The organism is Thalassomonas sp. RHCl1 (assembly GCF_947387555.1).
GTDB lineage: Bacteria > Pseudomonadota > Gammaproteobacteria > Enterobacterales > Alteromonadaceae > Thalassomonas.
Genome location: NZ_CANDNZ010000001.1, coordinates 1,035,943 through 1,050,006, shown reverse-complemented (window position 1 = coordinate 1,050,006; position 14,064 = coordinate 1,035,943). Strand labels below are relative to the sequence as shown.

13 protein-coding genes are annotated in these 14,064 nt (G+C 49.9%); all 13 read left to right on the top strand.

Translation table 11 applies throughout. The features are described 5' to 3' along the window. The first annotated feature begins 139 nt into the window (after window positions 1-139). The gene (gene leuS, locus QL234_RS04700; RefSeq protein WP_281556954.1) at window positions 140-2,719 is read left to right on the top strand and encodes a leucine--tRNA ligase; all 2,580 of its coding nucleotides are present in this window, start codon (window positions 140-142) and stop codon (window positions 2,717-2,719) included. Continuing rightward, a complete protein-coding gene (lptE, locus tag QL234_RS04695) occupies window positions 2,719-3,234 on the top strand; it encodes an LPS assembly lipoprotein LptE (protein WP_281556677.1) in 516 nt (171 codons plus the stop codon). Before leuS ends, lptE begins: the two co-directional genes overlap by 1 nt. 47 nt (window positions 3,235-3,281) lie before the next feature. Continuing rightward, on the top strand, window positions 3,282-4,325 hold the full coding sequence (holA, locus tag QL234_RS04690; RefSeq protein ID WP_281556676.1) for a DNA polymerase III subunit delta: 1,044 nt from the start codon (window positions 3,282-3,284) through the stop codon (window positions 4,323-4,325). Next, complete coding sequence (gene nadD / locus QL234_RS04685) at window positions 4,312-5,001, top strand: nicotinate-nucleotide adenylyltransferase (protein ID WP_281556675.1); 690 nt, start codon at window positions 4,312-4,314, stop codon at window positions 4,999-5,001. The genes holA and nadD overlap by 14 nt, the downstream gene beginning before the upstream one ends. A gap of 153 nt (window positions 5,002-5,154) precedes the next feature. Beyond that, the gene (rsfS, locus tag QL234_RS04680; protein ID WP_281556674.1) at window positions 5,155-5,472 is read left to right on the top strand and encodes a ribosome silencing factor; all 318 of its coding nucleotides are present in this window, start codon (window positions 5,155-5,157) and stop codon (window positions 5,470-5,472) included. 12 nt (window positions 5,473-5,484) lie between these two features. Further along, window positions 5,485-5,955, top strand: coding sequence for a 23S rRNA (pseudouridine(1915)-N(3))-methyltransferase RlmH (gene rlmH / locus QL234_RS04675; protein ID WP_044830756.1), 471 nt, complete (start codon window positions 5,485-5,487; stop codon window positions 5,953-5,955). A gap of 120 nt (window positions 5,956-6,075) precedes the next feature. After that, window positions 6,076-8,070, top strand: coding sequence for a penicillin-binding protein 2 (gene mrdA, locus QL234_RS04670; RefSeq protein ID WP_281556673.1), 1,995 nt, complete (start codon window positions 6,076-6,078; stop codon window positions 8,068-8,070). A 29-nt stretch (window positions 8,071-8,099) separates the two neighbouring features. After that, window positions 8,100-9,218 (top strand): rod shape-determining protein RodA, encoded by a 1,119-nt coding sequence (gene rodA, locus QL234_RS04665; RefSeq protein WP_281556672.1) that lies wholly within the window; start codon window positions 8,100-8,102, stop codon window positions 9,216-9,218. 121 nt (window positions 9,219-9,339) lie between these two features. Continuing rightward, complete coding sequence (locus tag QL234_RS04660) at window positions 9,340-10,191, top strand: septal ring lytic transglycosylase RlpA family protein (RefSeq protein ID WP_281556671.1); 852 nt, start codon at window positions 9,340-9,342, stop codon at window positions 10,189-10,191. 169 nt (window positions 10,192-10,360) lie between these two features. Further along, window positions 10,361-11,545, top strand: a complete 1,185-nt coding sequence (locus tag QL234_RS04655; protein WP_281556670.1) for a serine hydrolase — start codon at window positions 10,361-10,363, stop codon at window positions 11,543-11,545. A gap of 413 nt (window positions 11,546-11,958) precedes the next feature. Further along, window positions 11,959-12,222 (top strand): DUF493 family protein YbeD, encoded by a 264-nt coding sequence (gene ybeD / locus QL234_RS04650; protein WP_044830751.1) that lies wholly within the window; start codon window positions 11,959-11,961, stop codon window positions 12,220-12,222. 117 nt (window positions 12,223-12,339) lie between these two features. Then, window positions 12,340-13,002, top strand: a complete 663-nt coding sequence (lipB, locus tag QL234_RS04645; protein ID WP_281556669.1) for a lipoyl(octanoyl) transferase LipB — start codon at window positions 12,340-12,342, stop codon at window positions 13,000-13,002. An 86-nt stretch (window positions 13,003-13,088) separates the two neighbouring features. Then, entirely contained in the window at window positions 13,089-14,057 is a 969-nt protein-coding gene (gene lipA, locus QL234_RS04640) for a lipoyl synthase (RefSeq protein ID WP_281556668.1), read from the top strand. Window positions 14,058-14,064 lie beyond the last annotated feature (7 nt).

The window sequence follows — 14,064 nt, the reverse complement described above, 5'->3', positions numbered from 1 at the left end:
ATTAAACTTGTTGTTAACCCCATGGATAAGGTATTCTATGCCGATATTTTTTATAGGTCGCTGCCGGGCAAGTGATCCCCAAGCCGGGAACTCCTTGCGCTTTACCAGCCCCAAAATTCAAGCGTTTGAGAACATCTTAATGGAATCCACTTACAATCCTAAGTCAATCGAAGCCCAGGTACAGCAGTACTGGACTGAAAATAAAACCTTCCAGGCCGTTGAAAAGCCTGGCAAAGAGAAATTCTACTGCCTTGCCATGTTCCCTTACCCGAGCGGACGTCTGCATATGGGTCATGTGCGCAACTACAGCTTAGGTGATGTGATTGCCCGCTACCAGCGCATGCAGGGTAAAAACGTCATGCAGCCTATGGGTTGGGATGCTTTTGGCCTGCCGGCAGAAAATGCCGCCATCAAGCATAATTCGGCGCCAGCCAAGTGGACTTACCAAAACATTGATTACATGCGCAACCAGTTAAAATCCTTAGGTTTTGGTTTTGACTGGAACCGTGAACTGGCCACCTGTCAAAAAGATTACTACCGCTGGGAACAGTGGTTCTTCACTAAGCTTTATGAAAAAGGCCTGGTATACAAGAAAAACGCCACAGTGAACTGGGACCCGGTTGACCAGACGGTATTGGCCAACGAGCAGGTCATCGACGGTCGCGGCTGGCGCTCAGGCGCTATCGTTGAGCGCAAAGAAATTCCCCAGTGGTTTATCAAGATCACCGACTATGCCGAAGAGTTATTAACCGATCTTGACCAGTTAACCGACTGGCCTGAGCAGGTTAAAACCATGCAGCGCAACTGGATTGGCCGCTCCGAAGGGGTGGAGATGACCTTTAAGGTTTCAGGCAGCGACGAAACTTTTGATATCTACACCACACGTCCCGATACCCTGATGGGAGTCACCTATGTGGCACTTGCCGCCCAGCACCCGTTAGCGTTAGCCGCTGCCAAAGACAACAGCGAACTGGCTGCCTTTATCGACGAGTGCAAAAACAGCAAGACCACGGAAGCCGACATGGCGACCATGGAGAAAAAAGGCGTCGATACCGGCCTAAAAGCCGTGCATCCGATCACCGGCGAGCAGGTTTCCGTATGGGCCGCCAACTTCGTCTTAATGGATTACGGCTCAGGTGCGGTGATGTCGGTACCCGGACACGACCAGCGCGACTGGGAATTTGCCACTGCCTACGGCCTGCCGATCAAACAAGTGATCACCGGTACAGAAGATGAGTCAATCGAAACTGCCGCCATCACAGAAAAAGGCACCTTGATCAATTCAGGCGAATTTGACGGCCTGGACTTTGACGCCGCCTTTAAAGCCATCTCAGACAAATTAATCAGCGAAGGCAAAGGCAAGGTTACCGTTAACTACCGCTTAAGAGACTGGGGTGTTTCCCGCCAGCGTTACTGGGGTACGCCTATCCCGATGATCAACCTGGAAAACGGTGAATCCGTACCTGTTCCTGAAGACCAGCTGCCGGTGGAACTACCCGAAGATGTGATCATGAACGGTGTGACTTCACCAATCAAAGACGATCCCGCCTGGGCAAAAACCACCTATAACGGTCAGGACGCCCTGCGTGAAACCGACACCTTCGATACTTTCATGGAATCGTCCTGGTACTACGCCCGCTTCTGTTCACCTGATAACGAAACCGGCATGTTAGACCCGGAAAAGGCCAACTACTGGTTACCGGTGGATCAATATATCGGCGGTATCGAGCACGCGATCCTGCATTTATTATATGCCCGCTTCTTCCATAAGTTATTACGCGATGTCGGTTTGGTTGAATCCGACGAACCGTTCAAGAGCCTGTTATGTCAGGGCATGGTATTGGCGGATACCTACTACCGCGAAGCCGACAACGGCGCCCAGGAATGGATTTCACCGTCTGACGTTAGCGTTGAGCGCAATGAAAAAGGCCAGGTAACTTCTGCGGTCAGTAAAGTTGACGGCCTGCCGGTCACTTCTGCCGGTATGAGCAAGATGTCGAAATCAAAAAACAACGGTATCGACCCGCACGAAGTAATTGATTTATACGGCGCCGATACCGTGCGTTTATTTATCATGTTTACTTCACCGCCGGAGCAAACCCTGGAATGGTCCGACTCGGGTGTAGAAGGGGCGCACCGCTTCCTGAAGCGGGTGTGGAAACTGGCGTTTGATTTCAATGAAAAAGGCGCTGCGCCTTCCCTTGACGGTTTAAGCCTGAACAGCGAACAGAAAAAACTGCGTCGCGAACTGCATAAAACCATCGGCAAGGTCAGTGACGATATCGGTCGCCGCAACACCTTCAATACCGCCATCGCCGCGATTATGGAGCTGATGAACCACTTGACCAAGGCGAGCATGGAAAGCGATGCAGACCGTGCCGTCATGGGCGAAGCCGTGCGCGCCGTGGTCCTGATGCTGACACCTATCGTACCGCACATGAGCCACCACTTATGGAATATTATCGGCGACGGCAATGCCGTTGAAGATACCCTGTGGCCGGTAGTTGATGAAAACGCCCTGGTGGAAGATGAGAAACTGATCATTGTCCAGGTCAACGGCAAGTTAAGGGCAAAAATCACCGTTTCTGCGGCCCTGGCCCAGGACGAGGTAGAGAAAATTGCCTATAGCGACGACAATGTCAGTAAATTCATTGTCGATAAAACCATACGTAAAGTGATTTACGTACCGGGTAAACTGCTTAACATAGTCGCAAATTAATGATTAATTTATTAAAAAAGCATTTGGTTAGCAAAAGCGCGGTGATCAGTTTAGTACTGATCACTTCCCTGCTGTCCGGTTGTGGTTTTAAACTCAGGGGCGACTACTTGTTGGCCCCCGAATTAAAAACCCTGTATATCAGCTCTCAGGATATCCACGGCGAGCTTACCCGCACGGTCAAGCAACACCTGAAAATTAACCAGGTGAATGTGCTGGAAAGCCCCGAGCGGGATAAACCCGAGTTACGCATCCTTAAAGATGAGTTAAACCGGCGTACCTTGTCTATCTTTGCCAACGGCCAGGTAGCGGAGTATGAGCTGATCTACACGGTCAAATACCAGCTGGTCTTTGCCGGACAAGCCCCCCGTGATTATAGCTTTGATTTATATCGCGACTATCAGGACGATCCCGATTTGGCCCTGGCGAAAAGCCGGGAATTGTCCCTGATGTTAAAAGAAATGCGCCGCTCGGCGGCAGACCGCATTTTACGTGATATGGCTGCCATCACCCGCTAAGGCGGGTGCTCCTGGCTAATCCCGGCTTACATTAGCAATCAAAACAGATGCGCATTTATCACAACAAACTCCAGGGTTTCCTCGACCAGCCGTTAAAACCGGTATGGTTAGTCTTTGGTGACGAACCCTGGCAAAAAAATGACAGTCTGGCCCGGATAAAAACAGCGGCTGAGCAGCAGGGTTATAGCGAAACCGTGCGTTTTAGCGTTGATGATAAATTCGACTGGCAACTCCTGCTACAGGAATACCAGGCGTTAAGCCTGTTTTCCAGCCTGCGAATTTTCGAAATAGAATTAACCACCACCAAAATTGGCGACCTTGGCTCTAAAGCCATTCTGGCACTGCTCGAACAGCTGCACAATGACGTGATTTTACTGTTTCACGGCCCGAAACTCGAAACTGCCACCAGCAATAAAAAATGGTTTAAATCCCTTGACCAACAAGGTATTTACCTGCCTTTGTATGAGCTCGATGCCAAAGGCCTGCCGATGTGGATACAACAGCAGGCCCGGGGATTAAACCTCAAGCTCTCACGCGAAGTAACCCAGCTGCTAATTGAATTATTCGAGGGCAATCTGCCGGCGCTGTCCCAGGAGCTGGAAAAGCTGGTGATTTTATTTGGCCAGCAAACCATTACCCTCGAAGCTGCCGAGCAGTTACTGGTAAAACAGGCCAAATTTAATCCCTTTCAGATCATAGATGCCATGCTGCTTGGCCAGTGCAACAAATGCATGACCATGTTAGACCAACAGCAGCAGCAAGGGGTTGCCGCCGGTCAGATCATCTGGTTCTTCCATAAGGAAATCAATCAACTACTGGCGATGACCGAAGCCCTGCAACAGGGAGAAAATATCAATGCCCTGTTTAAGCAATACCGTATCTGGGATAAGCGCAAACCTCTATACCAGCAAGCGCTGAACAACATCCCGCTGGCCAATCTTAAACTGGCCTGTGCCCGGGTGGCCCAGCTGGATTTACTCAGTAAAACCAGCAGCGATTTTAATCCCTTTATCTTGCTGGCAGATATCTGTGTCACCCTGTATCACGGCCAGACCATGAAAAATTTTAGCCTGGATTATGAAAACCTCTGATAGCGGCCACGTAAACAAATCACATAAAGTCATGCACAAGACCAGTGATATCGGCATCCTGGGCGGCACTTTTGATCCTATCCACCTCGGCCACCTCAATCCCGCCAAAGAACTGCTCAAATGGCTAGGCCTGGACCATTTGGTGTTAATGCCCGCCGCCATTCCGCCCCATAAAGCTGGCACCTCGGCTTCGGCGCAGCAAAGAGCCCAGATGGTGAAACTTGCCTGTGAGCAGGAAAAAGTCTTTCATTGTGATGAACGGGAACTAAAACGCCAAAGCACCAGTTATACCTTAGATACCCTGCTGGAAATCAAAAAAGAACACCCGCACCAGCGGATCTTTTTCGTGATCGGCATGGATTCCCTGTTCACTTTTACCAAGTGGCACAAATGGCAGGAAATCCTGACCTTATGCCATTTGGTGGTTAATACCCGTCCCGGTTACGAACTGGCGGATATGCCGGCTGATACCCGGCAATTGCTGGCCAGGCACCAGGTCACGGATGTGAGCGCACTCAAGCAAAGCCTGGCGGGCAATATTATCCTTGCCCCTGAAAGCCGCTGGGATATCTCTTCCACCCAAATACGCCAACAGCTTAAATCAGGTCTGGATTGTCAGTCTTTACTGCCTGCTCCGGTCTTGGCTTATATCAGGCAACATCAGCTATACCGTTAAACACGGCCAAATAAGGCGAATTCAGGCCAAATAATCTGGCCGTTAGCCGTATGGACGGTTAACGGCAAGGTCAATTAGTGGTACTATGGCCCCATTACAGGTGCGATTAGCGCACCATGACCTGAAAAATTATATCAAATTAGGAATAAAACCTTGCACAGTAAAGAGTTAACAGCATTTGTTATTGAAAAGATTGAAGACATCAAAGGCAGAGATATCATAACCTTAGATCTGACCGATAAAGCAAATTTCGCCGATTATATGGTGGTTTGCTCTGGTAGCTCTAACCGCCACGTTAAATCCATCGCACAAAATGTTGCCATGGAGTGCCGCGCCATCAATAAAGCCCCGCTGGGGGTAGAAGGCAATGACGTCGGCGAATGGTCGCTGGTGGATCTCGGTGATGTGATTGTCCATGTGATGACAGATGAAATACGTGACCGTTATCAGCTTGAACAATTGTGGGCCTGATAAACTTATCCTATGCGCTTAACTTTATATGCCGTCGGCAACAAGATGCCTTCATGGGTGACTGCCGGCTTTAATGAATACAGCCGACGCTTCCCACGGGACATGTCGTTTCACCTGGTGGAGATCCCACCGGGAAAACGCGGTAAAAATGCCGATATCGCCCGTATCCTGGAAAAAGAAGGTGAGCAGTTACTCGCCGCCATCCCCAAAGGAAACCGTATCGTCACCCTGGAAGTCGAAGGCAAACCCTGGACCACCCCGCAACTTGCCGGGCAACTGGAACGCTGGCAGTTAGACGGCAGGGACGTCGCCTTACTGGTGGGCGGCCCTGAAGGTTTGGCTCCCGCCTGTATCCGGGCATCGGAGCAAAAATGGTCGTTATCGCCGCTGACCTTGCCTCATCCTATGGTCAGGATCGTAGTGGCGGAAAGTCTTTATCGCGCCTGGAGTGTTAACAACAACCACCCCTACCATAGAGAATAATGCCAAAAAACAATAAGCTGACATATGTCGCAACAATTTTCTTATCAAAGGGTCTAATAGCTGATACCGGGTATCGGCTATTATCAATGCTCTCTATTTTTACCGGGACTGACATCCACCATGGCGCCACGTAGACGTATTGCGATCCGAAACCACAGCGCTGAAGCAAACTTGTTTGCCCGCAGAACCTTTATCGCCTTTATCGGCGTGCTGATGGTGCTGCTGCTTTTATTCAGTAATATTTTTGATCTGGAAATCAGCTCCTACGAAAAATACCAAACCCGCTCTAACAGCAACCGCATCAAGCTGTTGCCGGTGGCGCCGAACCGCGGTTTAATTTACGACAGAAACGGCGTCTTGCTGGCAGAAAACAAGGCCATTTACAGCCTGGAAATTATTCCCGAACAAGTGGAAGATATCAAAGCCTCGGTGGCCGAAGTCAGCGCCCTGTTAGAAATCAGCCAGGAAAAACAGCAAAAATTCTTTAAAGCTTTAAAACGAAAGCGCCGCTTTAAACCGGTCGAATTACATTCCAGACTCAGCGACCAGCAGGTGGCGCTGTTTTCCGTCAACCAGCATAAATTTCCCGGTTTTTTTATCGACGCCAGGCTAAAGCGTTATTACCCGTTCGCCGATTTAACCACACATAACCTGGGTTATGTCGCCCGTATCAACCGCGAAGACGTGAAAAAACTCGATGCCCAGGGTAAATCGGAAAATTATGCCGCCACCCACGGCATCGGCAAGCTCGGCATAGAAAAGTATTACGAAGATATCTTGCACGGCACTATCGGCCACCAGGAAGTTGAGATCAATAACCAGGGGCGCATTATCCGCACCCTGAATTTTACCCCGCCGGTACCGGGCAAAGACTTAACCCTGACCCTGGATATCGAACTGCAAATGATCGCCAAACGCGCCCTGTCGGGCAAACGCGGCGCTGTGGTGGCCATGGATCCCCGCGACGGCGGCATCCTGGCCATGTATTCAAATCCGAGTTACGACGGCAACCTGTTTGTGCACGGCATCAGCAGCAAAAATTACAGCAAATTGCTGAACTCGAAAAACCTGCCGCTGATCAACCGCAGCATCCAGGGTTATCCCCCCGCCTCGACGGTAAAACCTTTTATGGCATTATTGGGGCTGGAAGAAGAAATCATCACCCCACAAACCCGTATCTGGGATCCCGGCTGGTACCAGATGAAGGGCATAGACAACAAATACCGCGACTGGAAAAAATGGGGCCATGGCTGGGTTAACCTGACCAAGGCAATAGAAGAGTCCTGCAACGTCTATTTTTATAACCTGGCCTATAAGCTCGGCATTAACCGCATCAGCACCATGATGGAAAAGTTCGGTTTTGGCGACTACACCGGCGTAGACCTGCATGAAGAAACCCGGGGAGTGGTGCCCAGCGTCGGCTGGAAACGGGCCAGGTACAACCAGCCCTGGTATACAGGTGAAACCATTTCCGTGGGCATAGGACAAAGTTACTGGACGGTGTCGCCGCTGCAGCTGACCCAGGCGACCTCTATTTTGGTCAACAAAGGTGAGATCAAAATTCCCCACCTGTTGATGGCAATGTCGGATTCACAGCAACTCGCTTCTCAGGATCAGGGAAAAATCATCAAGAGTGCGGAAAATCCCGACAAGCTAGGCAGGCAGGTTGAAACCATTTTTTATGAGAACAAGCCGCCGATAAAACTCAAAAATCACGATAACTGGCAGCTGGTGCTCGATGCCATGCACAATACGGTGCAAAGACCCGGCGCTACCGGCTACAACGCCTTTAAAGGCAGCACTTATGATGCCGCCGGGAAAACCGGCTCCGCCCAGGTCGCCCGGCTGGGCCAGGATGAAAAATATGATGCGGAAACCACTCAGGAGCATAAACGGGATAATGCCATGTTTATCGCCTTTGCTCCTTATGAAAATCCCGAAATCGTGGTGGCGGTGGCAATAGAAAACGTTGCCAAAGGCGGCGGCGCCACCAATGCCGCCCCCGTTGCCCGCCAGATCATGGATCAATATTTCGGCAACCGGGTGATCCTCAGTAAAGATAAAAACATGCATCCCCAGCATGATGATTTATATGGTGTACAGGAAAGTGATTAACAGCCTATTGATGATAAGAGATACCAGCGATGCGTAGCACCGGCCACGATCAGGAAAAAAAAGCCGGTATCTGGCGAAAGCTGCATATAGACCTGCCGTTACTGGCAGGGCTGTTATGCCTGATGATATTAAGTTTGTTCGTGATCTACAGTGCCGGCGGCCAGGACATGGATATAGTGATCCGCCAGGCAGTGCGCCTGGGCATAGCCGTGGCAGTAATGTTCGTGGTGGCGCAAATCCCCCCTTTAAGTTACCGAAAATGGGCGGTGCCGGTATTTGTTATCGGTTTGATCCTGCTGGTGCTGGTCTTGCTTTTCGGCCATGTCGGCAAGGGCGCGCAACGCTGGCTGGACTTAGGCTTTACCAAGTTTCAGCCCTCGGAAATCATGAAACTGATAGTGCCTATCATGATCGCCTGGTTTATCAGCCAGGATAATCTGCCGGTAAAAATCTCCACCATTATTTTTGCCTTTATCCTGGTACTGATCCCAACGTTACTGATCGCCAAACAGCCAGATTTGGGTACCTCGTTATTGATCGCCAGCTCGGGCATTTTTGTCATATTCCTCGCCGGCGCCAGCTGGAAACTGATTGCCAGCTGCATCGGACTCGGCTCGGCGTTTGCCCCGATTTTATGGCTTTACCTGATGAAAGAGTATCAGAAACAGCGGGTGCTGACCTTCTTAAACCCCGAGCAGGATCCGCTCGGCTCGGGCTACCATATTATCCAGTCAAAAATCGCCATCGGCTCAGGCGGCCTGCACGGCAAAGGCTGGTTGCAGGGCACCCAGTCCCAACTGGAGTTCTTGCCCGAGCGCCATACCGACTTTATCTTTGCCGTTTTCAGTGAAGAATTCGGCCTGATCGGCGTTGCCCTGTTGCTGCTGGTGTATTTAGCCATCGTTATGCGCGGTTTATGGATTGCGGTAAATGCCCAGCAGGCCTTTACCAAATTACTGGCAGGCAGTTTGACCCTGACCTTTTTTGTCTATGTGTTCGTTAATATCGGCATGGTTTCCGGCTTATTGCCCGTGGTGGGTGTGCCCCTGCCCCTGGTCAGCTATGGCGGTACTTCCATGGTGACATTAATGGCGGGATTTGGCATATTGATGGCCATCAGTACCCACAGGCGCTTTATTGGCTCATAAAAAAGAGGGTATAAAGAGCCGCCCATAACAAGCGGCTCGCCAAAACCGGCAGAGCCTGGCATAACGAAGACATAATTAATAACCAGCAACAAACCTCGAAATAATAATAAGAAGAAACACAGTGAACAAAACGGCGCTACTCATCTTTATCACCTTATTTTTAACTGCCTGTAGTAAACAATACGGCCGTTATCAGCAAGCCAACGACAGCACGCCTGCCCGTTTGCCAAGCGCCGGCGAACTGCACGACGCCGTGCCCCGCGCCGAACCCCATAGCCGCGGCGGCAACAAAAACTATACCGTGCGCGGCAAGCATTACCAGGTGCTAAAAAGCGCGGAAGATTTCACTCAGACCGGCATCGCCTCCTGGTACGGGAAAAAGTTTCATGGCCACCTGACCTCCAACGGTGAAATTTATGATATGTACGCCATGAGCGCCGCCCATAAAAATCTGCCCCTGCCTACCTATGCCAAAGTCACCAACCTGAGCAATAACAAATCCGTAATTGTCAGGGTCAATGACCGCGGTCCTTTTCACGAGAGCAGGATCATCGACTTATCCTACAGCGCCGCCTATAAGCTGGATATGTTAAAAACCGGCACCGCCAAGGTACGCATCACGGCGATTACCGATTTTGGCCAAAAGCCAGGCCAAAAGCCAGGCCAAAAACAGGCGCCGGCTGTCATCACTCAGGTAGCAAGCTCCCCTGAGCCGGCCTTTCCTTCAGCCAAAAGCCCGGCCAAAGATCGCTATTATATTCAAATCCTGGCAACCCGGGATCAAAAACAGGCACAGGCAACCGCCACTGCCCTGGCCAGCTTATATCAACAAAAAGTCAGCCTGGGAGAGAAAAACGGCATCTTCCGGGTACAAATGGGTCCGCTGGAGCAGGGAGAGTCATTAAACAGCTTATTAACGACTCTGCAACAAAATGGCTATTCCGGCGCTTACCGACGTAAATTATTACAATAACCCCGGAAAACTTTACCCCTGCCCCATAGTAAACGGCGGTGATAATGTTATACTCGGGAAAAATTTTTGTTGGCTATTTATTGCTATTTATTAGCAAAGGTTATCCAAAAAAAGATGAACCTGATAAGCCAGTAAGCATCAAACAAAATAAGAATTTCAAAGGATCATTATGCCCAAGAATTTGGCAGGCAAACGAGTCTTTGCTCGAAGCAAAATTATTACTCTTTTCGGCTCTCTTATCATCAGCGCCTCAGCCCTGGCGCAACAGGTGATCATTCCCAGCCCTCCGGAAATTAATGCCAAGGGTTATATCCTGATGGATTACACCACAGGCAAGGTGATTGCAGAAGGCAATGCCGATACCCTGTTAGCCCCTGCCAGCCTGACTAAAATGATGACCAGCTATATCATCGGCCAGGAAATCAAAACCGGCAACATCAGTAAAGACGATAAAGTCACCATCAGTGAAAACGCCTGGGCGAAAAACTTCCCCGAGTCGTCAAAAATGTTTATCGAAGTCGGCACCGAAGTCTCGGTGGACCTGCTTAACCAGGGCATTATCGTGGCCTCGGGGAACGACGCCTGTGTCGCCATGGCCGAGCATATCGCCGGCAGCGAAAGCGCCTTTGCCGATTTGATGAATGCCCATGCCGAACAGCTTGGCATGAACAGCAGCTTTTTTGAAAACAGCCACGGCCTGGACAGCGACTCGCACCAAACCACACCGCGCGATATGGCGACCCTGGCTATCGCCCTTATTCGCGACGTGCCGGAAGAATATAAGGTTTATAAACAAAAATCTTTTACCTACAACAATATCAAGCAATATAACCGTAACAGCCTGCTGTGGGATAAAAGCCTGAATGTCGACGGTTTAAAAACCGGCCATACCTCCAAGGCAGGCTACAGCCTGGTTACCTCGGGCACAAAAAATGATATGCGCCTGGTTACCGTGGTGATGGGCACAGAAAGCGAACGCGCCCGTAAAGTGGAAAGCAAAAAGCTGCTGAACTATGGTTTCCGTTTCTTCGAAACCATCACCCCGTATCATGCCGGTGAAAAGTTTGCCGCCAACCGCGTCTGGATGGGGGATAGGGAAGAAGTCGATTTAGGTATTTTAGTTGACACGCCGATCACTATCCCCAGGGGGCAAAGCAAGAACCTCAAAGCCAACATCGAGCTGGATCGTCAGTTAACCGCGCCGCTCACTAAAGGCGAAGTGGTTGGTAAACTGTTTTTACAACTCGACGGCCAGGACATCGCTAACTACCCGTTAGTTACCTTACAGGAAGTTAACGAAGGCGGTATGTTCAGCCGTTTGGTGGATTACGTTAAACTTCAGTTTGTTAACTAATCTCCATTTCACTTTAAAGAAAATCCCGGCCTTGGTCGGGATTTTTTATGTCCGAAGCTTAACAAGATAGTTGAAATTACCGATAACATCACCATAAAGGATATCTTAGTTTGCTGAGATATCATGCCAAACGTAATAGTTAGGTAGCCAAGATTCAATGAGGATAAATACTCAAATTCAAGGCGCGTGATTGAGCAATAGCCAGCTATTGGGATTGAGCGCAACGAAGAAGTTGAGTGTTTAGACCATTGAAGATGGTTAACTAATTATTTCGTTTGGTATTAGCCCTGCCCCATCAATTAGTGATAAAATAACCACAAATAGCTGGCTTGAGTGGCCAACTTTGGCGCAACTAGTGTGTTTTGGCCAACGAAACAAACACTTAAATAATGACATTGTAAAAGAGAAATTAAATGCAAACCCGTTTTGATGAGTTATTAGATTTTCCCGCGGTATTAAACTTTAAAGTAATGGGTATCGCCTGTGATGAATTACCCGATCTTATCGTCGCCGAGCTGCAAAAACATACCCCGGGCGATTATGCCCCGACGGTAAAAGCGAGCTCAAAAGGCAATTATCACTCGGTTTCTGTTGCCGTTACCGTGACCAGCAAAGAACATGTCGAATTGATTTATACCAGCCTGAATGCCATTGAGCAGGTACGCTACGTCCTGTAAATCAAGGATTGTTTTTGTCTGTTATCCCGGTGTTGCAATAACCATACAGCTGCCGGGGTGATATTCCCTTATAATTTTAATATACTAAGCACATTCCGAATATATCAGGGCTCTGACTTGCAAAATACGTTAATAATTCGGCAACTTGCCAACATGGACTACACTAAGGTCTGGCAGGCGATGCAACATTTTACCGACAACCGTAATGACGACACCTTAGACGAATTATGGCTGGTAGAACACCCCCCGGTCTTTACCCAGGGACAGGCAGGCAAAGAAGAACACCTGTTGATGCCGGGCGATATCCCGGTGGTGAAAGTTGACCGCGGCGGCCAGGTGACCTATCACGGCCCGGGCCAGCAGGTGATTTATTTTATGATCAACCTGCGCCGGCGAAAAATCGGCGTACGCGAGCTGGTAACTTTGATTGAGAACAGCATAGTCGCTTCCCTGGCAGATTATAATATTACCGCCTACGCCAAAAAAGATGCTCCCGGCGTGTATGTCGACGACAAAAAAGTCGCTTCTTTAGGGCTTAGGGTACGTAAAGGCTGCTCATTCCACGGCCTGGCGTTAAACGTCAATATGGACCTGTCCCCTTTCCTGCGCATCAACCCCTGTGGTTATGCCGGACTGGAAATGGTGCAAACCTGCGACTATAACGGCCCGGACAATGTCGAAGAAGCCGGCAAAAGTTTAATCGAGCATTTAACCCGGTTATTCGAAGCAGAAGAAATCCGTTACCAGGACGGCTTAGAAAGCCTGCTGGTTGATGAATAGGCACTAGCGCCATCGACGGATAACAGCTTAGCAAGAAAAGAAAACGAAAGAATACCATCCACAACAACAGGTTTGGAAAAGAAGATATGACGACTAAATCATCACGCATTGCCCCGGGCACTAAGTTGCGTGACGCAGACAAAATGGCACATATTCCGATCAAAGTGGTCACCTCAGAGCGGGAAACCATGTTACGCAAACCCGAATGGCTGCGCATCAAACTTCCCCGTACCACTGAGCGCATCGACTCAATAAAGTCGGCATTACGTAAACATGATCTGCATTCGGTTTGTGAAGAAGCTTCCTGTCCGAACCTGTCGGAATGTTTTAACCACGGCACCGCCACCTTTATGATCTTGGGTGACATCTGTACCCGCCGTTGTCCGTTCTGCGATGTCGGCCATGGCCGTCCGCTGGCACCCAATGCCGAAGAGCCGAAAAAGCTGGCATTGACGTTAAAAGACATGGCGCTGAAATACGTGGTGATCACCTCCGTTGACCGTGATGATTTACGCGACGGCGGCGCCCAGCAATTTGCCGACTGTAACCGGGAAATCAGGGAGCATGCCCCCAATACCAAGATAGAAATTCTGGTACCGGATTTTCGCGGCCGCATGGACAAGGCATTGGAGATCTTAAACCAGTCGCCGCCGGATGTGTTTAACCACAACCTGGAAACCGCACCACGTTTATATACTAAGGCCCGTCCCGGCGCCAACTACCAGTGGTCGCTGGATTTGCTGAAAAAATTCGGCGAAGCCAACCCGACCGTGCCGACCAAATCCGGTTTAATGGTAGGCCTGGGTGAAACCAATGAAGAAATCCTCGAAGTGATGCAGGACCTGCGCAACCACGGCGTGACTATGCTGACCATAGGCCAGTACCTGCAGCCAAGTAAACATCACCTGCCGGTTGAGCGCTACGTACACCCGGATGAATTTGAGATGTTCCGCGTTGAAGCCATGAAGATGGGCTTTGACCACGCCGCCTGTGGCCCGCTGGTACGCTCTAGCTACCATGCCGACAAACAAGCTGCCGGTGAAGAAGTAAAATAAAACTTCT

Coding starts and splice junctions, on each gene's coding strand:
- leuS (WP_281556954.1), top strand. CDS start 140: ATGGAATCCACTTACAATCCTAAGTCAATCGAAGCCCAGGTACAGCAG.
- lptE (WP_281556677.1), top strand. CDS start 2,719: ATGATTAATTTATTAAAAAAGCATTTGGTTAGCAAAAGCGCGGTGATC.
- holA (WP_281556676.1), top strand. CDS start 3,282: ATGCGCATTTATCACAACAAACTCCAGGGTTTCCTCGACCAGCCGTTA.
- nadD (WP_281556675.1), top strand. CDS start 4,312: ATGAAAACCTCTGATAGCGGCCACGTAAACAAATCACATAAAGTCATG.
- rlmH (WP_044830756.1), top strand. CDS start 5,485: ATGCGCTTAACTTTATATGCCGTCGGCAACAAGATGCCTTCATGGGTG.
- mrdA (WP_281556673.1), top strand. CDS start 6,076: ATGGCGCCACGTAGACGTATTGCGATCCGAAACCACAGCGCTGAAGCA.
- rodA (WP_281556672.1), top strand. CDS start 8,100: ATGCGTAGCACCGGCCACGATCAGGAAAAAAAAGCCGGTATCTGGCGA.
- QL234_RS04655 (WP_281556670.1), top strand. CDS start 10,361: ATGCCCAAGAATTTGGCAGGCAAACGAGTCTTTGCTCGAAGCAAAATT.
- ybeD (WP_044830751.1), top strand. CDS start 11,959: ATGCAAACCCGTTTTGATGAGTTATTAGATTTTCCCGCGGTATTAAAC.
- lipA (WP_281556668.1), top strand. CDS start 13,089: ATGACGACTAAATCATCACGCATTGCCCCGGGCACTAAGTTGCGTGAC.